Raw genomic sequence first — 23,551 nt, forward strand, 5'->3', positions numbered from 1 at the left:
TCTCCTTTACTTACTGACAATTTCAAATTTTTCTATTTTTAGAAACATAATATGAATAAGAATTCCAACAACTGTACCTAACTGCTTAGCATCTATTTCATCTAAATTAAAAATTAAAATTATTATTACAAAAAGTACTGGAACTAAAAATATCATAGATAAAATGAAAAAATTATATTTAATTTCTACTACAACTTCTTCCTTATTTTCCAAATCCAATCCTAATTTTCTTTTTTTAGATTTTTTTTCTGAAAGTATCACATAATCTTCATTAGTTTCAAAAATTATTTCTGAATTTGGCTTTAATTTCTTCTTTTCATTGTCTATCCAAATAGTTTTTGGAAATAACCTAAACTTAAATTTATCACGTACAATTATTTTTGACATTTACTCTCTCTTTCTTTTTTAATCCTATTTTTCAAGCAACTTTTTAATTCCTTCAATCAGTAAAACATGTTCCTTCTTAAGCACCCTCTTTTGCAAAACTTCAGGCGTATCATCACTAAGAACAGGCACTTTTATCTGCAAAATAATTTCCCCAGTGTCGACTCCTGTGTCAACAAAATGAATTGTGCAACCACTTTCAGTTTCCTTTGCTTCGATAACTGCTCTATGGACATTCATTCCATACATTCCCTTTCCACCAAATTTTGGAAGCAATGACGGATGGATATTTATAATTTTTCTTGACCATCTTTTTATAAATTCTGGCGATAAGATCGACAAATATCCTGCTAATACGATATAATCTGTTTTTTCGTCATCATTTTCAAGAACATTGCTAATTTCATCAGACAATTTTTCTTTTAATACTTTTCTGTCAAGCAAAACATTTTTTATGCCATGTTTTTCTGCTCTTTTAAGTCCATAGCACTCTCTATCTGCAATTACATAAGAAATTTCACAATTCAAGTTTCCTTGCTCAATGTTATCAATAATTGACTGTAAGTTCGACCCTCCGCCAGAAACTAAAACTGCTATTCTTTTTTTATTTTTATTAGACATTTTTTCACTCTCTTTAAATTTATTTTTATTATCTTTATTTTTCAGACAAATCACTAAATTTCAAAAATTATAGATTTTAAGTAAAATTTATAAAAATTTACTAGAATTAAAAGCAGGAACGGTAACTAAAATCAAGTCCCTGCCTTATTCATCAATAATTTTTGTCAATATTTCTTAATACAAATTAATTTTTTCGTCACCTTTAACAATAGTTCCTAATTCATAGGCTTCTTCTCCATTTTCAGCTAAAATATCAATAACTGTCTTCACATCATTTTTATTTACGATAACAACAAATCCAACTCCCATGTTGAATGTTCCCCACATTTCTTCTTCTGGAACTCTTGAGAATGTTTCGTGTTTAAACAACGGATGAACTTTTACTTTCGCTTTTTCGATGTTTGCACAAAGTCCTTCTGGTATAGTTCTTGGAACGTTTTCAATAAGTCCTCCACCAGTTATGTGAGCCATTCCGTTCACTTGTACTTTTTCCATAACCTTTTGAATTGGTTTTACATAAATTTTTGTTGGTGTCAATAAATGTTCTCCAATTGTTTTTCCATTGAATTCTTCGTTAAAATCAGTAAATAATTTTCTTAACAATGAGAATCCATTACTGTGAGCTCCACTTGAAGGAATTGCAACGATTATATCTCCTTCTTGAACTTTACTTCCATTGACCATTTTTTTTTCTTCAACTACACCAACTGCAAATCCTGCAATATCATATTCTCCATCCGCATAAAATCCTGGCATTTCAGCAGTTTCTCCACCTACTAAAGCCGAATCTCCTTGAAGACAACCTTCTACAACACCTTTAATTATTTCAGAGGAAACATTTGAGTCCAATTTTCCACAAGCTAGGTAATCTAAGAAAAATAATGGTTGTGCTCCGTGACACAAAATATCATTTACACACATCGCAACACAGTCAATTCCAACTGTGTCATATTTATTCGTTTCAAATGCAACTTTTAATTTTGTCCCAACTCCGTCAGTTCCAGACACTAAAATTGGTTTTTTATATTCTCCTAATTTGTATAAAGCTCCAAAACTTCCCAATTCGTTCATAACATTTTTGTTGTAAGTTGCTTTTACTCTTTCTTTTATTTTTGCAACACTTCTGTATCCTTCTTCTTTATCTACTCCTGAATCTTTATAAGAAATTGACATTCTTTATCCTCCTGTTTTAAATTAAATCTCTATTTTTTATTTTACAAAATTTGCAAAATCTTCTGCATATTTTGTAGGGAAAAATTCTGTAATTTCATATTCTGCAATTTTATTTATATTAAATGGATCTTCTGAAATTATTTTCTTAACTTTTTCCAAATTTTCTGCATTTAGCAAAATTACACCACCTGTTCTAGGATTTTTTCTTCCTGAACAAATAAATTTGCCCATTCCATAATATTTTTCCAAAAATTTTATATGTTCTTCCAAATATTTTTCAACTTCACCTACTGCTTTTATATAATTTAAACTCACTATATACATTTTTTCTCCTTATTTTTCAATTCTTTATTTCTTCAATTCTTTCAAAGCCTCTTTTTGAATTGGTGTCAACGAAGCGTAAAATTCTTTTTCATAATCTCCCAATCCTGCTGGATAATCGCCATTAAAACATTCCATACAAAGTCCTGTATATGGTGCGTCAAAATTAAGTCCAATCGAATCAATTAATCCATCAATACTCAAGAAAGCCAACGAATCTGCACCAATGTACTCTCTTACTTCTTCAACAGTTTTATTTGCTGAAATTAATTCCGATGAATTCGATGCATCAATTCCGTAAAAAATAGGAAACTTAAATTCTGGCGAGGCAATTCTTACATGAACTTCTTTTGCACCAGCTTCCTTCAATAACTGAACGATACGGCTTGAAGTTGTTCCACGAACTATTGAATCATCAATCATAACGACAACTTTATCTTTTACAACACCTTTTACAGCAGAAAGTTTCATTCTGACACCTTGTTCTCTCAGTTCCTGAGTTGGCTGAATAAATGTTCTTGCTACATACTGGTTTTTGATTAATCCCATTTCATAAGGTTTTCCGCTTTCTTCTGCATAACCACTTGCTGCCGACAATGACGAATTTGGAACTCCGATTATAATATCCGCATTTTCTACAGGTGCTTCCTGTGCCAATCTTCTTCCACATCTTTTACGAGCCGAATGTACATTTACTCCTGAAATATCCGAATCAGGTCTTGCAAAATACACATATTCCATCGCCGCAATCGCAGTCGAAGTATTGTCAGTATATTTTTCAATTCTGTATCCATCTTTATCAATGACTACAACTTCTCCAGATCTAATATTTCTGACAAATTCCGCTCCAACAATTTCCAACGCACAAGTTTCACTTGCCAAAATATACGCTCCATTTTTTGCTTTTCCCAAAATTAAAGGACGAAATTCAAAAGGGTCAACTGCACCGTACAATTCTGTTTGAGTTTGAACTAAGAAAGAAAATCCACCTTTTACCTGTCTTAACGCATCTTTCAATTGACTCAAAAAATCTTTTTCTTTACTTCTTCTAATCAAATGAACCAACACTTCTGTATCCGATGTTGAATGAAAAATAGCGCCTTGTTTTTCCAATTCTTTTTTTAACGTTTTCGCATTAATCAAATTTCCATTGTGTGCCAAAGCGATGCTTCCATCAAAAAATTGAAACAAGAACGGCTGAATATTACGACCATTGCTACTTCCAGAAGTCGCATATCTGACATGCCCAATAGCACTGTTTCCTTCCAATCTATTAAATATCCTATCATCATTAAACACTTCTGACACAAGTCCAGGCCCACGATGACCATTTACACGAACTCCATCACTTACCACAATTCCTGCTGCTTCCTGTCCTCTGTGCTGTAAACTGTGAAGTCCATAATAAGTAAGTCTTGCGGCATTAGGATGTCCAAAAACTCCAAATACTCCGCATTCCTCATTCAAACTCTTAATCATTTTGTTAGTTTCCTCCATTTTTTACAAATTATTTTATACCAAGACCTCATTTTAGAAATACTACTACACTTATTTAACAACAAGGGGTCAAGACCCCTTGCTAGAATTTACACCAAATCTACTATTTAAATAAGAAATAGTATTATTCCTAAAAAACAAAGCTATTAATCACATTTTATACATTGATACTTACTGTTTTTATTTTTTTGAAAATTTTTATTTTAAAACTTCTTCTAAACGACGTAGCACTTCACGGTATGCTCCCATTACATCTCCCAAGTCTTGTCTAAATCTATCTTTATCCAATTTTTTAAGTGTATCTTTGTCCCAAAGTCTCATTGAATCTGGACTAATTTCATCCGCAAGTAAAATATTTCCATCTTTATCTTTTCCAAACTCAACTTTATAATCTACCAAGATTAAATTCATTTTATCAAACAATTTAGACAATAAATCATTAATCAAAAAAGTTTGTTCTTTAATTTTAGCTAGTTCTTCTTCATTAACCAATTCCAATGCCAAAGCATGATCATCATTTAGCAACGGATCTCCCAAATCATCATTTTTGTAAGATAATTCAAAAGTAGGTCTTTTAAAGATTTTTCCTTCTTGAGCCGCATATCTTTTTACAAAACTTCCAGTTGCTCTATTTCTTATAATTACTTCTAAAGGAAAGATTTCCACTTTTTTACAAAGTTGTTCCCTTTCATTCAAAGTTTTAATCCAGTGAGTTTTTACACCATGTTTAATCAAATATCCATAAAGTAATGTAGAAATTTTATTATTCAAAATCCCTTTATCTTCCAATTGATCTTTTTTAACCCCATTAAATGCAGTTGCATCATCTTTAAAATACATAATTATTTCATCCGCTTTGTCTGTTGCAAAAACTGATTTTGCTTTTCCTTCGTAAATTTTTTCTCTTTTTTCCATTTTTATTTCCTCCATTTTTTTATTTAAATTTTTTTATTTTGAAAACTTTTTATATTTTTCTCAAAAATTACAACGTTAAATACGATTTTTTTATTTTAAATTTTTCAAAATATATTTTACATCTTTTAAAAAATTAATTTTACTTTATTTTACAATCTATAATTCAACTTTTTTCTCATTGTCAGCAATAAATTTAGCTTTCATCTCTTTTCTAAAATTAATCAATTTTTCTCTAATTTCAGGATATTTTACCGCAAGAATTTGCACAGCTAGCATTCCTGAATTGTATGAATTATTAATTCCAACAGTTGCCACTGGAATAGATTTTGGCATTTGAACAATCGAATAAAGCGCATCTAGTCCTTCAAGTGCACCATTTAAAGGCACTCCAACTACAGGCAGTATTGTTTTTGAAGCAATAACTCCAGGTAAATGTGCCGCAAGTCCAGCTCCAGCAATAATCACTTCTGCACCTCTTTTTTCAACATCAGCCAAAACTTCCTCCAATTTTTCAGGAACTCTGTGAGCCGACAATACATAAGCCTCAAATTCAATCCCAAATTCTCTTAAGCAATTTGCAGCCCCTCTCATTTTATCAGTATCTGACTGACTTCCAAAAAATATTGCTACTTTCATTTTTTTACTTCTCCTTCTCAAAATGTTATATTACATTTTTTATTTTAAAATATTTTACTTAAAAAATCTCACACCATTTCTAAAAATATTTTGTTCTTTATTTCCATAAATATTTTTGTAAACATTTTTACCTTTTCTTTCAGAATGTCCCATTTTACCGAAGATTCTACCATTATAGGCCAGCATCCCTTCGATTGCATAATACGAGCCGTTTGGATTAAACTGTGAATCCATTGTTGAATTTCCTTCTAAGTCAACATATTTTGTAGCAATTTGGTTATTTTCGAATAACTTTCTGTATTCTTCTTCCGTGATGACAACTCTTCCTTCACCGTGAGAAATTGCGACCGAGTGAATGTCTCCTTCTTTCATTTCAGAAAGCCAAGGTGAATTATTTGTGATAATTTTTGTTTGCACAATTTTTGACATATGCTTGTCGATTGCATTATAAGTTAATGTTGGCGAAGTTTCATTTAATTCACGAATTTCTCCATAAGGTAGTAACCCTGATTTTATCAAGGCCTGAAAACCGTTACAGATTCCTAAGATTAACCCATCTCGTTTCAATAGGTTTTCCACAGCTTCTCTGACTTTTTTATTTTTTAACACTGCAACCATAAATTTAGCTGAACCATCTGGCTCATCTCCCGCACTAAATCCTCCTGGTAACATCAATATTTGTGAGTTATTGATTTCTTTGACAAAAGTATCAATCGAATTTAAAATATTACTACGTGTCAAATTGTTAAAAACTCCAATTTTTGCAAGTCCTCCCTCTTTGTTAAAGGCTCTTTCTAAATCGTATTCTGAATTTGTTCCTGGAAATACTGGGATAAATATTCTAGGTTTTGCGTAAGTGTTTGTTATGTTGCTAATTACATTTTCGTGTTCAATTAATTTTGATTTTTCATAAATCAAATTTTTGTAATGTGCAATTTTATGACTTTTTTCCACTTCCTTTTTGGTTGGAAACACTTTTTCAAGAGGTTTTTCCCATTCAGCAATCAATTCGTCCAAATCCATTACTGTATCATTATTTATAACAATTTTTGCTTGTTTAGTAACTTTTCCTAACAATGTTGCATTTTTATAGTCAATTTTTTCAGAAGTTTCAACTATAAATGCTCCGTAATTAACTTTAAACCATTCATTTTCCGCATTTTCAGCAAAATTTACATTCACACCTAACTTGTTACCAAATGTCATTTTTGCTATACTTTCAGCAATTCCACCATTCTTTACTGCCATTGCTGAAACAATATTTTTGTTTTTTATATTTTCTTCAATAAAATCAAAATTTTCTTTCAATTCTTTAAAATCCGGTAAATCATTTTCAGTAAATTTAGTTGTAATCAAGTAAATATAATTTTCAGCTTTTTTAAATTCGCTCGAAATCACATTTTTGGCACTTACAACGCTTAACGCAAATGATACCAATGTGGGTGGCACCGAAATATCGTTAAATGTTCCACTCATCGAATCTTTTCCTCCAATTGAAGGTAGTTTAAATTCTTTTTGAACATGAAGTGCTCCTAGTAATGCAGATAGAGGTTTACCCCATTTTTTAGGATTGTTTCCCAATCTCTCAAAATATTCCTGAAATGTGAATCTTACATTTTTGTAATTTCCTCCGGCAGCCACAACTTTAGCTAAAGATTCAATTACTGCGTAAGCTCCTCCATGGAATGGAATTTGTTTTGCAATATAAGGATTATAGCCATATCCAACCATTGATGCAACATCTGTTTCAGCGTTCATTACCGAAACCTTTTGCACAGAAACTTCAGACGGGGTCAATTGATATTTCCCACCAAATGGCATTAATACTGTACTTGCCCCAATTGTTGAATCAAATGTTTCAACTAATCCTCTTTGAGAAGCTACATTTAAGTCCTTCAAATTATTAACAAATTTTTCTTTAAATGTATCTCCAGCAATTTTTCTATCCAACACCAATTTATCAGAATTTTCAATTTCAATATTGATATTTGAAGACGCTCCATTTGTATTCAAGAAATCTCTTGAAATATCAACAATTGTTTCTCCATTGTAAGTCATAACCAATCTGTTAGAATCATTGATTTCAGCAACTTTGTAAGCCTCCAAGTTTTCTTTGGTTGCATACTTCACAAATTTATCCAAATCTTCTTTTTTAATTACAACAGCCATTCTTTCCTGTGATTCAGAAATCGCCAATTCAGTTCCAGTAAGACCAATATATTTAACTCTAATTTCATTCAAGTCAATTACCAATCCGTCAGCAAGTTCTCCTATCGCAACTGAAACCCCTCCAGCTCCAAAGTCATTACATTTTTTAATCAATGTCGTAACATTTTTATTTCTAAATAATCTTTGGATTTTTCTTTCAGTTACTGCATTTCCTTTTTGAACTTCAGCACTTGATTTTTCTGATGATTCTGTAGTATGTTCTTTAGATGAACCAGTAGCTCCTCCAATTCCGTCTCTTCCCGTTCTTCCACCTAAAAGCACCACGATATCTCCCGCTTCAGGTTTTTCACGGATGATGTTTTCAGCTGGTGCAGCTCCTACAACAAGTCCTAATTCCATTCTTTTTGCTTTATAACCTTTGTCATAAATCTCATTTACGTGAGTTGTCGCAAGTCCAATTTGATTTCCATATGAAGAAAATCCATGTGCTGCGGTTTTTGTAATAACTTTTTGAGGTAATTTTCCTTTAATTGTATCTTCAATTTTTTCAGTTGGATCAGAAGCTCCACTTATTCTGACAGCTTGATAAACATAAGTTCTTCCTGATAATGGATCACGAATTGCTCCCCCAATACAAGTTGCAGCTCCTCCAAATGGTTCAATTTCTGTCGGATGGTTATGAGTTTCATTTTTAAACTGCAAAATCCATTTTTCTTTGGTTACTTTAATTTTTCCGCTTTCATCAGTTCTTTCCACGGGTACATCAATGTAAATCGAACAAGCATTAATTTCATCAGAAACTTCTAAATCTGGAAGTGACCCATTTTTTCTCTGCTCTTTTCCAAAAACAGTCGCTAAATCCATCAAAGTCATTGGTCTTTTTGCTTCTCTTTCTTCATAAACATATTTTCTACTCTCAACATATTCATTTATCGCTTTTTCAAATAAATTTTTATAAACTTCATTTTCTACTTTTATATCATCAATAATTGTCTCAAAAGTTGTATGTCTACAATGGTCCGACCAGTAAGTGTCAAGCACTCTAATCTCAGTTTCAGTCGGATTTCTTTTTTCCTCATTTTTAAAATATTCCTGAATAAACAACAAATCCTTAGATGTCATAGCTAGTTCCAAGTCATTTCTCATTTTTACAATTTCATCTTCAGTTTTTTCAACAAAGCCATCATAAACAATGACTTTATCTCTATTAGCTGATTCAACATTTTCAGATAAAATATTTAAGTTTTTTTCTCTTGCTTCCACATCATTTATATAATATTTTTTTATTTTATTCAATTCTTCCGAAGAAATATCACCGTATAAAATTATTAATTTCCCACTTTTTACATTGATGTCGTTATCTTCGTCAATAAGTAAATTTGCGCATTGAATTGCAGAATCTGCTCTTTGATCGTATTGTCCCGGCAAAAATTCAACAGAAAAATACACTTTTTTTAAATTTTCATTTTTGTATGCTGCCAGACTCTCTTCCAATGACTTGTAGACATTGTCCACATTTACTTCCGAAAACACAGTCTTTTCCAACTTTTGTAGATCATTTTCACTCAAATTAAAAATGTCATAAATGTTCAAAACTCTTACGTCCGAAAGTCCCGAAAGCCCGATATTTTCTTTCAAATCACTAAATAAATTTTGTGCCTCCACCCTAAAATCTTCTTTTTTTTCCACAAAGATCCTGTAATTCATTTTTTTCTCTTGTATGATAAATATATAAATAATTATATAAAATACCACACACTCCTTTCTTTATATTTCTTATTTTTTTCTTTTCTGTTCCTATTGCTTTTCTCTTCCCTTATTTTGTATAATTATTTTAGGGAAACTGCGGACTTTTTATTTTTCTTAAGGAGCTCTCGCTACTTTTCAAAGGAGATTATTGCCGCTGTTTTATCTTTAACCCTTATAGTTGGATAAGTTTTTAAATTTTTATGTTTAGCAAGAATGCGCCTGATAAAACTTTGCGGTTCCTACAGTTCCCCTATTTCTTCTTAAAGGATGTGATCTTATGTTTTTTTTAGGCATTGATATCGCCAAGCTCAACCACGTTGCTTCACTTGTTTCTGACAATGGAAATATCGTTTTTTCTAATTTTATGTTCAAAAACAGTCTTGAGGGCTTTCTTTCCTTAATTGATAAAGTAAAGTCCATCCCCAAAGACGACATTGTTATTGCTCTTGAATTTACTGGACACTATTCTGACAATTTTGTTAATTTCTTCTTTAACAGAAAGTTTAATGTCACTCTGGTCAATCCTGCAAATGTCGCCAACTTTAGAAAATCTTATGGCAGGGATTCCAAAAACGACAGGATTGATTCCATCAATATCGCTAAAATGCTGCTTTCCCGTGAATACTCTCTCGTTACACAGAGCGATATTGAGTATCTTTCATTGAAAAAACTCAACAGAATCAGAGATTCCCTTGTCAAGCAGAAAAGTAAATGCAAAATTTTGCTGACCAGAAATCTCGATTCCATATTCCCTGAGCTTCACCTGCTGCCTTCAGGCATCCACTCTAAAGCTGTCTATACCCTTTTGAAGAAATATCCTTCTTCAGAAGAAATAGCCGCCTTAGGAATTGATGTTTTAACAAATATTTTAAAAACTAATTCCAGGGGGCATTTCTGTGAAAAGACTGCCTATATTATCAAAAGTCAGGCTAGATCTTCTGTCGGTTTTGAGGACATTTCCTTAAGTTTTCATATTTCACAGCTGATTTCCTCTATTGAGCTGCTGGAAGAGCAGATAAGAAATACTGAAAAGCAGATCAATGCCATCATTGAAAAGCTTAAACCTGTTATCCTGTCTATTCCTGGCATAAGCAATGTTGCCTGTGCCTGCATTCTGGGAGAAATCGGAAATATATCAAGATTCCGTTCCCCTTCAAAGCTATTAGCATTTGCAGGCTTAGATCCTAAAGTCAGACAGTCAGGGCAGTTCAGAGCCTTATCATGCCGAATGTCAAAACGTGGCTCAAAATATTTACGATATTCCCTAATCTACACTGCCTGGAATGCTGTCCGAAACAATGAAGTTTTCAGTAATTACTATGCTCTTAAACGTTCACAGGGGAAAAATCATTACAAGGCACTGGGTCATGTTGCCCATAAGCTCGTAAGAGTTATTTACAAACTTATGAAAGATAATATTCCATTTAATGCTGAGCAGCTTATTTAAAAAAAACTATACAAAATATTTAAGAAAATCTATTTTCAATAGGTTAATTTAAATTCGCCCAAAATTCAAGATCAAAAATTTAAAAATTTTTTTTAAAAAGGGCTTGACAAATCATAGTTGATCTCCTTTTGTATCTTTAAATTAAGAAATTTTCTAAATTTTTTTACAAAAAAAATCCAAGCAAACGAAACTGCTCAGATTTTAACACATATTTTCTCCATAACAAAGCAGACAATTTAACAATTTGTCTGACAATAAAATTTATCTTAATTGTTGCCGTTCTGATAAAAAAATTATTTTTCATCTTCTCCTCCAAATAAAATTAATTTTAAACATTTTACCAAAAATAAAAATTTTTGGATAAAAATTTATTATGGATTTCTCTATTTTTGCAAAAAAACTTATATAAAAAGTATAACAAAAATTTTGGTATTTTTCAAGAAAAAAAACTTTAATGAATCTAAAAAGTAAATTGCAAGTGTAAACGTCTATTTTAAAGAAAAAAAATCAAAAATTTTAGTCTTCACTCTTCTTTTACTATAAATTTTAAAAATATACTGTCTAACCATAAAAAATATCATTTAAAAATATTCAAATTATATACAATATAGAAAAAAATAACCGCTGTCTTTTACAACAACGGTTATTTGAAAATTTTATAAATTTAAATTCCAGCTATTTTTCCATTCCTGCCATTCCTTCGGTGTTACTGTTGCCAAATCAAAATCTTTCATAAAATCATACGGATCTTCATATTTTTCAAGCGGAGTTATGTCTATTAATTCTTTTGGTGCTACTTCATTGTCAATTTCCAAGTCTATTCCATGATATAATGCTATTTTGGCGTATATTATGACATATACATGCAAGTAAAATTCATAGTTTGGATTGTTATCATTTGAAAATTTTCTTGCCACTTTCTGTTCCATCATTCCGTCTATCGCTTTTTTCATTCCATCAATATCTTTATCTGCCAAAGCACTTAAAAATTCATAGTGCAGTTCTCCATATTTATAATAACTATCTTTCAGTGGCTTTTCCAAATATGCAGTACATCTTTTTTTGACTTCTTCAAAATCTCCTCTTATTGCATGAAGAATTACACGAATTAAGAAAAATGTTCCATAATCATTTTTTAAATAACCATATTTATTTTTTTTACTATCATAATCATCAGGCATTATCATATCAATATTATTTTTGAAAAATGTTATAAAATCCGGATTATTAGACATAAACATTTCAAACATTTGAGTTGGGTGAGTAACAAGCATACTTGATCTACTGGTTGATAGTATTCTCAATTTTCCACCTATATGACAATTTAACCTATGTTTTTCAATATTTTTTTCTATTAATAAATTTATTGAAGAGAATTTATTATAATAATTAGATAAAATTTGCATACAAGCAAATTGATTCCCTTTTTTATTTTCTATATACTCCAATTCATCTTTATCAAAATTTTCTTCTTTTCCTAAAAAACTTGAAATTAAACTAATTCCTTTTTCGTATTTTTTCTCTCCTGCTAATATGTTCTTCATAGTTTTTTCCTCTCTTAATTATTTTTTTATATTAGTAATTCTTGTTGGAATAAAAATTAACTTTTCCGTTTTTTTATCTACTCCTACTAATCCTGTGTTTAATTTTCCACTTTTCTTAGCATTTTCAATTGCATGTTTAACAGGATTCCCGTCTTCTAATTTATTTAATACATTATCTACCCAATCAGGAGACATCTGTCTTGTTCCACCTACACCTTTATTTGAAACTCTCATATTTCCTGTTTTTGCAATCTGTTTACTATCAAGTATCCAAACTTCTCCAGTTTTTTTATTTCTGAATACATGGTCAAATCCATTATTAGATCCATATTTACCACCATCTAATAATTCTACATTTGGGTCTCTTTTTAATATCTCATTTACAACCTCTTCTGTTTTAAATCCTTTATAATCACCCTTTTGTGCTATATCAGTAATTTTAGATTTTAAATCTTTAGGAACATCTAATTTAACTCCATTATTTCTTATTTTTGAAGCACTTATATTTCTATTGGATGTAAAAGCAGTTGAATTTGTGTTATTAGTAATTCTAGAATTATGATTCTGTTTAGAGTTATTTTTAGGATTTTTATTTTTTAAAGAATTATTGTTATGAGCATTATTGTTAACATTTGAAGCCACTTTAACTGCATTTGATAATGCTGCTCCTGCTTTAGTTCCTCCTGTTATTGTTATTGCTGGTGTTGAAACTGTTTTCGTTGTTAATGTTACCCCTCTTGTTAAACTTCCAGAAGAATTTATTGATATTGCTGGTTCTACTTGTGGAAATGTTATCTTCCCACTACCTATATTTTTAGGAAGATTAAATGTTACCGTTATATCTGTAGTAGTTTTTACTATAGCATTTTCTGTTGCTTTTCTTTTTTCTACTTCCTTTTTTGTTCCATATTGTACTTCTTCTGGTTTAAATCTTGCATAATTATCTCCAGCCCATGAACCTACTCCTAATGTAAGTGGACTTGTTAAGTTTCCTATTCCTTTTTATTATATTATATTTAATATAGATTAGTCAAATTTAGAATCAACTTTGACAGAGTAAAATAGTTAGGGGTAAATAAAAAATCTTATTTTAAGTTTTTCATTCAATCCAGAAAGTTACTAAAATATTTTTTTATTTTTTAAGCAGAAGTGCTCATCGCCGCACCCCTGCACCCCGGCAAGGCTCAAGACATTTTTATGCACTGCCAAAAAACTCGCACTAATCGTGCTCAAACAGTTTTGTCAGCACATAAAAATGCTCCGACGGTTTAAATTTTACTACCATACAAAAGTGTCGTGATTTTTTTGGAGTAAAGACGACTGTCTGAACGAAGTGAGTTTCGGCTTTGACGCAGAAAAAATGCTTAGACGAGCGTGGGGATTATAAGGGGAAATGGCGGTCCTTTCCCCTTATGTAAAAAATAGGAAAACAATACTAAACAAAATAACATCTTTTTGAAGAAAAAATGACTTTAAAAAAACAATATTTTGAATTTGAGAAGCAATTTAAATTAGAAGAGAAAAATATAAAGAAATTAAGTTCAGGAAAAGAAAATCCTGTTACTAAAATTATGGAATCTGCAACTAGACTTTCCAGCATTCAGAAAGAAGTAAAAGACTATTTTTTAAGTAAAGAATTTAATGAAAAAGTTAAAGATTTAATTTCAAAATTTTTGGAAAGATAAATAAAAAAAAGGGAGTGTCCATTTATAATTTTAGGAGTTTATACAAAAAAATTTATGCTCCCAAGAATTTAAAAACAGGATGATAAAAATACCATCCTGTACCATATATTATATTTTGAGTTTACATAAAATTTTGGACACTCTCACAAATTTTAAACTTGTTTGGTATTAAAATTTGCTTTTCGATTAATGTATCTGAATTTTTTATTTTTATTTTAAGTTTGTTATTATTTATTTCATAATTTCCCTCTTTTAAGTATAATTCTTTTTTATAACTAAAAATTTTTATTCCATAATTAGTTTCAAAGTAACTATATTCTCGCGATTTTAAGCGAATAAAAATAATTAAAACTAAAAAAATCGCTATTTTTATCTTATAAAAAATCCAAAGAACATAAATAATAAAAATAATGTAAGAAAATAAATAATAAAATGTAATTTTAGTTTCTAGTATCTTTTTTTCTGATAATATTTCCTTAAAATTCATTTTTTCAATTAATTTGTTTTTTATATTTTTATAATTTTTTACATTATTTAAAGCAATACTTTTTTTATCATCTAACATTTTTGAACCTAAATTATGAATAATATTATTTGTTGGAAAATTTATCAATATGTCATAACTTCCTAAAATATTTTTTGCGATAAAAATCATTTCAATTTCATTATAAAAAATTTTTTTCTTTTTACTACTGTCAAAAAAAATTTCTAAAAAATCTTCTCTAAAATTAAGTGTCCAATTTCTAGTTCTTAAGTATCCAATATATTCTAAAATTCCTATAGAACCCAATATAAATAAATATAATAAAATCGTAATGATAGTATTCCATATTAACATTTTGATTTCTTTGCCTTTCAAAAAATAAACTGCAAATATTGGATTCACAAAATAAAAATATATACATCCTACAAAATTATAGATTACCAATCCTAAAGATAAATCTATTTTTTTCTTTTTGATTTTAATTTAAATACCTCCTTTTTTAAATCGTTAAAAATTTTTAATCCTTTTGGAATTTTTGATAAATAATCTCTAACTTTTTCTAATGGAATTAACCAAGTATAACCTGGATTATAAGTAATTGTTGCCCCCATCTTTTTAACATTATTAAAATCTTTAAGATCTTTAGGTCCTAATTTAAAAGAACCTGAAATTGTTCCATCAAATCCTGCTGATAATCCTACTGAAAGTCCTGAAAATCCAGCATTTACACTAAAAGATTGTCCAAATCCCGCAAAATTCTTTATTGTTTTAGCATTTGGATTCATACTTGATACTGGAACTAGGACATCTATTCCTCCACCTACTCCAAAACCAAAAGAACCACTCAAACTTTTAAATCCTGTTATTCCACCTTTATCATCTAAAACGACTCCTACTGTTACATTACCACCTATAGAAAGTATTTTTGATGCACTTCCCCCAAATGAAATTCCAGCACTATATGTTGTGTCCCCAACATGAGTACCCAGCTTGCTAGTATCAATCTTCCCGTCAGACTTGTACGTCATATTCTGGTTGCTTCCCTTGTACTCTTCCTTGAAGTAAGCATTTGAAGCTCTTCCTGTGCTTTCAAGCCCTTTTTCATCTGTTCCAGTTGCTATCTGTCTTCCTGCCACTCCATTTACAATATGGCTTGCCTCTTCTGCAAGTGTTCCGATTAATCCTGCCTTTGTTGAGTTCTCTTTTGCATTTATGTTGATTATTATTGTATGTACTCCATCTTTTGAAACATATGCTGTTCCTGCCTTGTTTTTCATTTCAGGAGTATCTTCGCCAGTTGTATATTTTACATCAAGGTTGTATCCTAAATCCTTGTACGCATCTTTCCAAGCTGAAACTACATCTTCTGAATTATCAGCCCTTTTCAACCTTTCCCCAGCAATATTTTCTATAGTCTCAGAAAGTCTAGTTTCTCTCAACTGTCCAAAGAAATTTCTGTTGTCATCTCCTGGGTCATGAATTGAATTATCAAGTGCCTTTGTAACATCCTTTATTTCATCTTTAGCCTTATTCAAATCTTCTTTCAACTTACCAGGATTAGTAGCATACTCAATAGTCTGACTCTCAACATTAATATTAGTCGAATGCTGTACATCTTTTGTAACTTCATTAGCTTTTGTAACATCCTTATTTATTGGACTTCCAGAAGCTTCTCCTATTTCTACATTTCCAACTACTGTATTTCTAGTTACTCCTTGTTTATCTCCTGTTTCTTGATTAAATCCGATATTTGTAACTCTAGGAGATTTTCCTAATGAAGTCCCTACTGAAATTCCAGTTGTTGTCATTGTATCGTAGTTTTGAATATCGTGGCCAACATACTTATCAACTTTAAATGTAGTACCGTTTTCACTCTGTTTTCCAATAATTGCTCCAGTATTTTCAACTGTACCAACATGAAGATTACTTCCCTCTCCAACAATAAAGCTGCTTTGATTATCTACAAATGCTCTACTTCCATTTGTTCTGCTTCCATTTACATTTAAAGAACTAGGAACTCCATTTGCATTTATTCCTACACTTGCACCGCTTGATCTTCCAGTTGTCGTGCTTGTGTTCTGTCTACTTTCTACAACCAACTTGCCGATATTACCTGTAACTTTTCCGCCTTCCTGGTTAAATCCTGAAAGTGTCATTGTACCAGTATTATTGTGAACTTCATTTACATTTTGAAAATTACCATTTTGATAAATAGTTTCATTCGTATTTTGATTACTTCTATTTGCAGAAACACTTCCACCATTTCCAGTAATCTGTGTTCCGTAGCCATATCCAATTGTCGCTCCCGTACTTATTCCAAAATTTGAACTTCTTGAACTGCTGCTGTTATGAAGTTCTACTGCTTCCTTCCGAATATTTTTAACATTGTTGTAAATGAATGTTCCACCTTGAGCCTGTGTTCCTTGATAAGTTATGTTGTTTACATTGTTGTAAGTTATGCTTGAATTTTCATGCATTGGTTTCATTGTCGTAACTACGGCACTTTCATTGTGGGAGTTGTTACTGTTTTTAGAAGTAGAATATCCTGCATTTACTCCAATATTTGCATAAAAGTTATTGTTTGCACTCGCATTTCTTACTTCACTTTGACTTAAATTTCCTGTGTGATAAGCCTGTCTTGTCCCTTGATTTCCTGCAAGTCCTGAAACCATTCCAGTTCCTGCATTTACTCCCGCTACAAGACCACCTATCGTATCTCCCCTTCTAGCTTGCTTTACAGCTCCAGCTGCTTGTTCAATTCTATCTTTAATTGGACTGTTTATTCCAATTGACACACCAAAATTACTACTTCTTGAAGTAGTTTTTACATCTCTTGTATCAATTCTTGCACCATATTTTACGTCACCATTATTAATTTGAATATTTCCATACTCAAAATTTGTGGCAGTAATTTCCGCTCCGTTATTTAGCACACTTCCATCGCCAATTCTTAAATTTGATTTGGCATTTATCGTATCTTTTTCATCATAGGTGCTGCCTGATTTTCCATAATTTAATGAAGCCGTTCCGTGACTAATTCCTGCACTAAATCCTCTGGACGTATTTTTTTCATAAAAACTATTATGTAATTCTCTCGAATCTGTTGTCAATTTCCCGCCAACAAAGGTATTTTCACCTAAATCAATGTTACTTCCGATTCCTGTCAAGTTTCCTTCAATTCTTGCTCCGCTAAGCTGTAAATTTCCTGCAACATTTTCTTCCTGATGAGATTTTATGTATGTACTGCTTTTAGAAACCGTATTCTTACTTGTCTGTTTTGACTCCAAGTCGTAACTGTTTACAGCGGATTCTACATTCACTTTCCCAATTTTCAGACCTTGTGTATCTCCGCCAATAAATGCTGAGCCTGTAAGGTTTAAATCTCCTATTCTTCCTGAAGTAGAATTTGCAGTTACTTCTCCGCCTAAATGTTCTGTTGCACCATATTTTGTGTAATTATTGCTGCCCTTGCCGAATTTATCTTCACCGCTTAAAGACAATGCCGATACATTGAATTTATTTACATCAAGTTCAAGATGATTTGTGTTTAGAATTCCTCCTGTTGACTCATAGCTGTTACCCTTAATAAAAGTTAATCCATTTGAAGAAATTTGCCCAATTGAGCCTATTTCTTCATGCCAGCTTCTGTCAAACTCGCCATTATTGAATCCTACTTTTCTTTTGGTTGTATTGTTGATTACATTTCCATTTTCAGAAATTAAACCTACAACTTCATTTCCCTTTATTTTTCCGCCGATATTTTCAATATTTCCAACTGAACTTATGAATGTTCTATCTCCTGAAATTTCAGAAAGAAGATTTGTTGTAGTCTCATTTCTCACAGTATTCGCTTCAACATAGGTAACTCCGCCGTTACCCCATTTTGTCCCGTCATTTACAAAATCTTTAGTCTTGACATAAGTTCCATTTATTCCACCAATTCTATTTCTAGTGTCATCGCTTATGCTTTCCCTAGTTCTGCTTGACAAGTAAATTTGTGGTGTCAAAACACTGACTCCATTCACTTCCTTTGAGACATACCAGATAATATCTTCATTTAAGGCATTTATCTGATCCTGAGTCAATGCCTGACCGACAACAAGACCAAGCCTTGCTTTTTCATCAGCCGCATTATCCATCATTGACTGAATCAATTCCTGATTAGATTTTCCGTTCAAAAAGCTTGTTCCAAGCTTTTCATTTAAAGCTCTTGTAAGCAATTGATTTTCATAAAAGGCATCTCCTAATCTTTTACTTCTGTCCCAAATTTCCGAATACCCAACTCTTGAAGTGAAGTAGTCGCTTCCATAGTATTGACCTAAACTTATGTATTTTGAACGAGTTTCTAGAAGATATTTTGAAGATGGACTCATATTCATCGTAAACATTGCGCTGCTTAATAGTGGGTTTACATCAATTGTTCCAGTTTTTTTAATATTTTGAATAACTGAATTATTCCCTGAAATTTGTATTGCCCTGTCAAAACTATTATTGCTGCTGCCATTAACCTGTAAATTTCCATTAAAGCCGCTATTTACTTTGGATAGTAAAGCATTTCCAGCAACCTGAACCGCTCCATTTGCTGAACCTGTACCCTTGTTAATTCCTATTGAATTTGAAGAAATCAAGGCTCTACCAGTTGCCCCACCATTATTCAGTACTTTTCCATTTCCTGCCTCAATGGAATTTTTTATGATATTTGGAGCATTTACATTTACTACAGCCCCTTCAATGATGGAAGGCTGTCCACTTTCATATCCGATTCCACCATTTTCTAAATATCTATTGTAAGTTCCATTTGCAGAACTTTTTCTGCTTCCATGTCTATAAGTTAGATACAATTTTTCCTGTCCATTTTTTAGCTGAACAGCATTTCCTAAAGTTACTGAATTTTCAAAATTAGTTGCATTTATGTCAACAAGTCCACCACCTGAAATCAAACTGTCCCTATTTTTAACATTCCCTGAATTAATTATGATATTTCCACTTGCAATTATTTTACCATATTCCGTATCTGCATTACTTTTAATTTTTCCTGTCAGCATATTACCAGGTACTTCTGTTGTATTTGTTTTAGTTGTCTTGCTTCTCTGATACAATTTAGAACGTGCAACATCAGGATATTTTGAAAACATTAATGAGTTTATTTTGGAATTTCCAGTATGTTTTTTTATCATCTCTTCAAGCCAGTTTTTTTGATGTCTTTTCACACTTGACCTATGACTGCTTGAATGTTGAAAATCAGGTTCACTAAATACCCATTCATTGGCAACTTCGGATTCAGACAATCTTATTCCATCCCAAGTTTCATAGTATTTTTCATAGCTTCCAAGATTTGATACTCTTCCGATATTCTGAAAATCATTTGAAGTAACAAAAATATCCCCAGTTGACTGAACAGTTCCAACATTATTAGTGATTTTAGAAGCATTCAGGTCCATATTTCCACCAAGAATCTCACCTTCATCATTCAAAATTTCAGAACCTTTGATTATCAGAGCATTTCCACCATAAATACTTTTATCTTTATTATTTAAGACCTTACTTTTAGCATTCATCTCAAGATAATTGTCAAAAGCAATCAAATCATTGTTAGTAATGCTGTTTCCATTAATTTTACCATCATTTCCAGTAATCATATTATTGTTTACAACATTCCCACGGCCATCAATAATCACAGCATTTGAAGCCAGTTCCTTATTATTTGTAAAATCATTAGAACTTATTTTAATAAGCCCCGCCCCTGTCGTATTTCCATTGTTTGTAATGTTGTTTCCTGAAATTTCAAGCAAACTTTCTCCATGCAGATTTCCAACCAGATTTAGATCCTGGTCAGTTGTAAGAACTGTCTTATTCCCTTTTACAGTTCCAGTATTATCAAATTTTTTCGCATTTTGCATAGAAATTTCTCCAGACAAAATCTGTCCAATATTTGTAATACTCGAATTATTTAGCAGTATTTTACCATTTGAAGCCATTTTCCCTGAATTTGAAACTGTCGCATTATTTGAATTTATGTCGTTTACTGCCAGCATTTCTTTTGTATTTGTTAAAGTATTTGTCGTTAAATCAATGTCATTTGCTGAAGAAATACTTCCATTATTTTTAGTGTCATTAACTCTTGCCCTAATGTTGTCAGCCGATATTTTACCGCTATTTGTGAATTCCCAACCAGTTATATCAAGATTTTTGCCTTCAATATTTCCGCTGTTGATCATTGAATCTGAAGTCGTAATATTCCCATTTGTTGCCAGAACTCCTGAATTTTCAAGCCTTTGCGATGTAACATCACTTCCTGCGGCAATTTTTCCAATATTTTTAACATTTTTAATATTCAATGTTCCATTAGTCAAAATTTTCCCAGAATTATTGACATTTTTTCCTGAAATTTTTCCAACAGCTGTAATATCTTTAGTATTTTCAATATCCGCCGTCTTCAAATCATTTCCAACTTCAACTTTTCCATCATTTTTCAAATTATCAGTTTTAAGATTTTTAGAATACATAGTTCCTGAATTTTGAGTATCTTTCCCTGAAATATCCTCATTTACAGCAATCTTTCCAGTATTCTTAATATTTTTTGAAACAGTCAGACTTTTTCCTGATTCTAAATCCCCACCATTTTCAAGTTCTCCTGAAACTGTAATTTTTCTATTTGCCCTAACTTTTCCTGAAGTTTTTAAATTATTTCCTGATATTGATCCTACAGCCTGAATTTCTCCAGTATTTTTAATATTTCTAGCTTTTACATTCTCATTTGAAGAAATTTTACCATCATTATCCAAATCTTCAGATTCCAAGTTTTTAGCAGAAATTCTTCCCGAAGTTTTCAAATCATCTGTAGATACATCTTCAGCAGCTGAAATCTCTCCTGCATTCTTAACTTTTCTAGCTTTTACTTTTCCATCTGCCAAAATTTTTCCATCATTTTCTAAATCATGGGATTCAAAATTTTTAGAAATGATTTTTCCTTTTGAAACCACATTCTTACCAGAAAAATCACCATTTGTCGCTATCTCTTTAGTGTTTCTTACATTTCCTGAAACCTTTATATCTTCTACAGCTTCCAAATCCCCATCATTTTCAAGCTTCCCTGAAACTGTAACTTTTTTATTAGATTTTATGCCTCCTGAAGTTTTCAAATCATTTGTGGAAATATTTCCAGCAGATGCTATTTTACCAGTATTCGTAACATTTTTAGCCCGAAGATCTTCATTTGTAAAAATTTCTCCATCATTTTTAAGGTCATTCACTCTTAAATTTTTAGAAACTATTTTCCCGCTTGAAACAGCATCTTTTCCTGATAAATTTCCGCCAGCATAAATTTTACCGCTATTTTTAATGTTACTTGAAACCGTAATATCTTTAGCACTCTGTAAAGTTCCGTCATTATCCAAATCACCTGAAATATCAAGAGCTTCATTTGTTCTAATGCTTCCACTTGAAACCATACTGTCGCTTGATATTTTCCCAACGGCTGAAATTTCTCCAGTATTTTTGAAATATTTTGTTTTCAAATCCGCATTAGTAAAGAGTTTTCCATCATTCTGCAAATTACTTGTTGTAAAATTATTTGCAACAATTATACCTGATGAAACTGCATTTTTACTTGACAAATCTCCATTAGTTGAAATATTTCCGGAATTTAAAATATCATTTTTTACAGTTATTTTGTCTATAGAAGTCAAGTTACCTGAATTATTTAACTTCCCGTCAATCCCTGTGCTTTTAGAAACTTGAATGTTGCCACTGTTTTCCAAGTTTTTAACATTCAAATTTCCACCTGTATTAACAGCTGCCAAAACATTTTTAAAATCATCAGCCTTAAAATTCCCAGCAACATTAATATCGCCTGTATTCAAAAGACTTCCTGTATTAAAATTCCCTTCAGAATATATTTTAGAGTTATTTTGAGTATTCCCATTTAAATTAATATCCCCAGCTGCCTGTGTTTCTCCATTTAGCTTAATATTTTTAGCATTGATATTAATTCCTTTATCAGAACTGGCAAGTTCAGCCTGATCGTACTCCGTACCATTAATTTCAATACCGTTCCCTTTAATTTTAGCAACATTAATTTTCCCATCTGCTGTAATTTCAAGTTTTTTATCTCTTGAGTAAACAATTCCCCTTGAGTTTACTCCTGCACCCTTATCAGTACTGATTATGCTGATCTGCCCTGCATACATCGAACCCAGTTTACTTGCGTCAATTGCAACAGAATTTATTCCGTGCTTTGAAGTAACTGCACCATTTTTATCAACTGTATTTTCTCCAAGAGTTACATCAACCTTGTTTCCGACAAGACTTCCCTGCAATTCAAGAGCTTTTGCAATTACATTGACATAATCCGTAGTCGATGCGTCAAACCCATTTGAGCCTATCACGACTCTTCCCTTTTCAACATCAATTCCTACGAAGTCTCCATTCTGAAGCTTTACTCTTCCTGTAGTCGGAACAAAATTTCTAATATTAATGGTTCCCGCACCATTTAAGTAAATACCATTTTCATTACTCAAAATCACATTTACCTTCTGACGGCTCAAAGCTTCCAGATACCCTTCAATATCTGAACGGTTAGACCCGTTTACCTGAAGGATTATCAAGTTTGCAGCCTGGTTGGCAGCCAAATTCGGATTAGCATTAATAATCCCGGCAAGATGGCTACGCCCAATGTTATCAGCATTATTAAGCACTTGCCCTTCATGACCGACATTGTAGTCAAGAAACTCATTAATACTTATTCCACGACCATTCGGAGTAGAAATATTAACGATTGGAGTTCCATTTCGTGACATGTCAAGTTTTGTATTGTATCTTGAGTTAGGATCTAGTTCAAGATTTGCTGCAAAGCTATTCATATTCATTGATAACAATAATAAAAATGCGATTGTTTTTTTTAAAATTTTATTTTCCAAATTTTACC

The 23,551-nt window shown here is 31.5% G+C and carries 16 protein-coding genes; 3 read left to right on the forward strand and 13 right to left on the reverse strand.

Translation table 11 applies throughout. The annotated features are described in order from the left end of the window. Window positions 1–6: 6 nt before the first annotated feature. From AXF11_RS01595 to AXF11_RS01630, 8 genes are all read right to left on the reverse strand, one after another. Window positions 7–387 carry an antibiotic resistance protein VanZ gene (locus AXF11_RS01595; protein ID WP_068154300.1) on the reverse strand — a complete coding sequence of 127 codons (381 nt, stop codon included), beginning with the start codon at window positions 385–387 and terminating at the stop codon, window positions 7–9. A gap of 24 nt (window positions 388–411) precedes the next feature. Continuing rightward, window positions 412–1,005, reverse strand: a complete 594-nt coding sequence (gene purN, locus AXF11_RS01600; protein ID WP_068154303.1) for a phosphoribosylglycinamide formyltransferase — start codon at window positions 1,003–1,005, stop codon at window positions 412–414. A 174-nt stretch (window positions 1,006–1,179) separates the two neighbouring features. Further along, window positions 1,180–2,178, reverse strand: coding sequence for a phosphoribosylformylglycinamidine cyclo-ligase (gene purM, locus AXF11_RS01605; protein ID WP_068154305.1), 999 nt, complete (start codon window positions 2,176–2,178; stop codon window positions 1,180–1,182). A gap of 36 nt (window positions 2,179–2,214) precedes the next feature. Continuing rightward, window positions 2,215–2,502 carry a YciI family protein gene (locus tag AXF11_RS01610; RefSeq protein WP_068154307.1) on the reverse strand — a complete coding sequence of 96 codons (288 nt, stop codon included), beginning with the start codon at window positions 2,500–2,502 and terminating at the stop codon, window positions 2,215–2,217. A 24-nt stretch (window positions 2,503–2,526) separates the two neighbouring features. Beyond that, complete coding sequence (purF, locus tag AXF11_RS01615; protein WP_068154310.1) at window positions 2,527–3,978, reverse strand: amidophosphoribosyltransferase; 1,452 nt, start codon at window positions 3,976–3,978, stop codon at window positions 2,527–2,529. Window positions 3,979–4,194: 216 nt separating this feature from the next. Beyond that, on the reverse strand, window positions 4,195–4,911 hold the full coding sequence (purC, locus tag AXF11_RS01620; protein ID WP_068154312.1) for a phosphoribosylaminoimidazolesuccinocarboxamide synthase: 717 nt from the start codon (window positions 4,909–4,911) through the stop codon (window positions 4,195–4,197). Between the two features lie 156 nt (window positions 4,912–5,067). Next, window positions 5,068–5,547: a 5-(carboxyamino)imidazole ribonucleotide mutase gene (gene purE, locus AXF11_RS01625; protein ID WP_018497852.1), complete on the reverse strand. Its 480-nt coding sequence runs from the start codon at window positions 5,545–5,547 to the stop codon at window positions 5,068–5,070. Between the two features lie 54 nt (window positions 5,548–5,601). Next, window positions 5,602–9,423, reverse strand: a complete 3,822-nt coding sequence (locus tag AXF11_RS01630; RefSeq protein WP_068154315.1) for a phosphoribosylformylglycinamidine synthase — start codon at window positions 9,421–9,423, stop codon at window positions 5,602–5,604. 319 nt (window positions 9,424–9,742) lie between these two features. Between AXF11_RS01630 and AXF11_RS01635 the strand changes: the two genes are divergently transcribed. Further along, window positions 9,743–10,912, forward strand: coding sequence for an IS110 family transposase (locus AXF11_RS01635; RefSeq protein ID WP_068154317.1), 1,170 nt, complete (start codon window positions 9,743–9,745; stop codon window positions 10,910–10,912). Between the two features lie 163 nt (window positions 10,913–11,075). On the opposite strand, the gene AXF11_RS10685 is transcribed toward AXF11_RS01635, so the two are convergent. The 3 genes from AXF11_RS10685 to AXF11_RS01645 all read right to left on the reverse strand — a co-directional run bounded on the left by AXF11_RS10685 (window position 11,076) and on the right by AXF11_RS01645 (window position 13,098). Further along, window positions 11,076–11,216, reverse strand: coding sequence for a hypothetical protein (locus AXF11_RS10685; protein WP_197416836.1), 141 nt, complete (start codon window positions 11,214–11,216; stop codon window positions 11,076–11,078). Between the two features lie 352 nt (window positions 11,217–11,568). Continuing rightward, window positions 11,569–12,456, reverse strand: a complete 888-nt coding sequence (locus tag AXF11_RS01640; protein ID WP_068154319.1) for an Imm49 family immunity protein — start codon at window positions 12,454–12,456, stop codon at window positions 11,569–11,571. 18 nt (window positions 12,457–12,474) lie between these two features. Next, window positions 12,475–13,098 carry a hypothetical protein gene (locus tag AXF11_RS01645; RefSeq protein ID WP_068154322.1) on the reverse strand — a complete coding sequence of 208 codons (624 nt, stop codon included), beginning with the start codon at window positions 13,096–13,098 and terminating at the stop codon, window positions 12,475–12,477. Here AXF11_RS01645 and AXF11_RS01650 point away from each other — a divergent pair. After that, window positions 13,079–13,396: a hypothetical protein gene (locus AXF11_RS01650; RefSeq protein ID WP_068154330.1), complete on the forward strand. Its 318-nt coding sequence runs from the start codon at window positions 13,079–13,081 to the stop codon at window positions 13,394–13,396. The two genes, AXF11_RS01645 and AXF11_RS01650, sit on opposite strands and share 20 nt — an antisense overlap. A gap of 526 nt (window positions 13,397–13,922) precedes the next feature. Beyond that, the gene (locus AXF11_RS01655; RefSeq protein WP_068154333.1) at window positions 13,923–14,141 is read left to right on the forward strand and encodes a hypothetical protein; all 219 of its coding nucleotides are present in this window, start codon (window positions 13,923–13,925) and stop codon (window positions 14,139–14,141) included. A 121-nt stretch (window positions 14,142–14,262) separates the two neighbouring features. On the opposite strand, the gene AXF11_RS01660 is transcribed toward AXF11_RS01655, so the two are convergent. Both AXF11_RS01660 and AXF11_RS01665 read right to left on the reverse strand, forming a co-directional pair. Then, window positions 14,263–14,979 carry a hypothetical protein gene (locus AXF11_RS01660; RefSeq protein ID WP_156440359.1) on the reverse strand — a complete coding sequence of 239 codons (717 nt, stop codon included), beginning with the start codon at window positions 14,977–14,979 and terminating at the stop codon, window positions 14,263–14,265. A 104-nt stretch (window positions 14,980–15,083) separates the two neighbouring features. Further along, complete coding sequence (locus AXF11_RS01665) at window positions 15,084–23,543, reverse strand: two-partner secretion domain-containing protein (RefSeq protein ID WP_068154338.1); 8,460 nt, start codon at window positions 23,541–23,543, stop codon at window positions 15,084–15,086. Between the last annotated feature and the right edge of the window lie 8 nt (window positions 23,544–23,551).

Source organism: Leptotrichia sp. oral taxon 847 (assembly GCF_001553645.1).
Taxonomy (GTDB): Bacteria; Fusobacteriota; Fusobacteriia; order Fusobacteriales; family Leptotrichiaceae; genus Leptotrichia.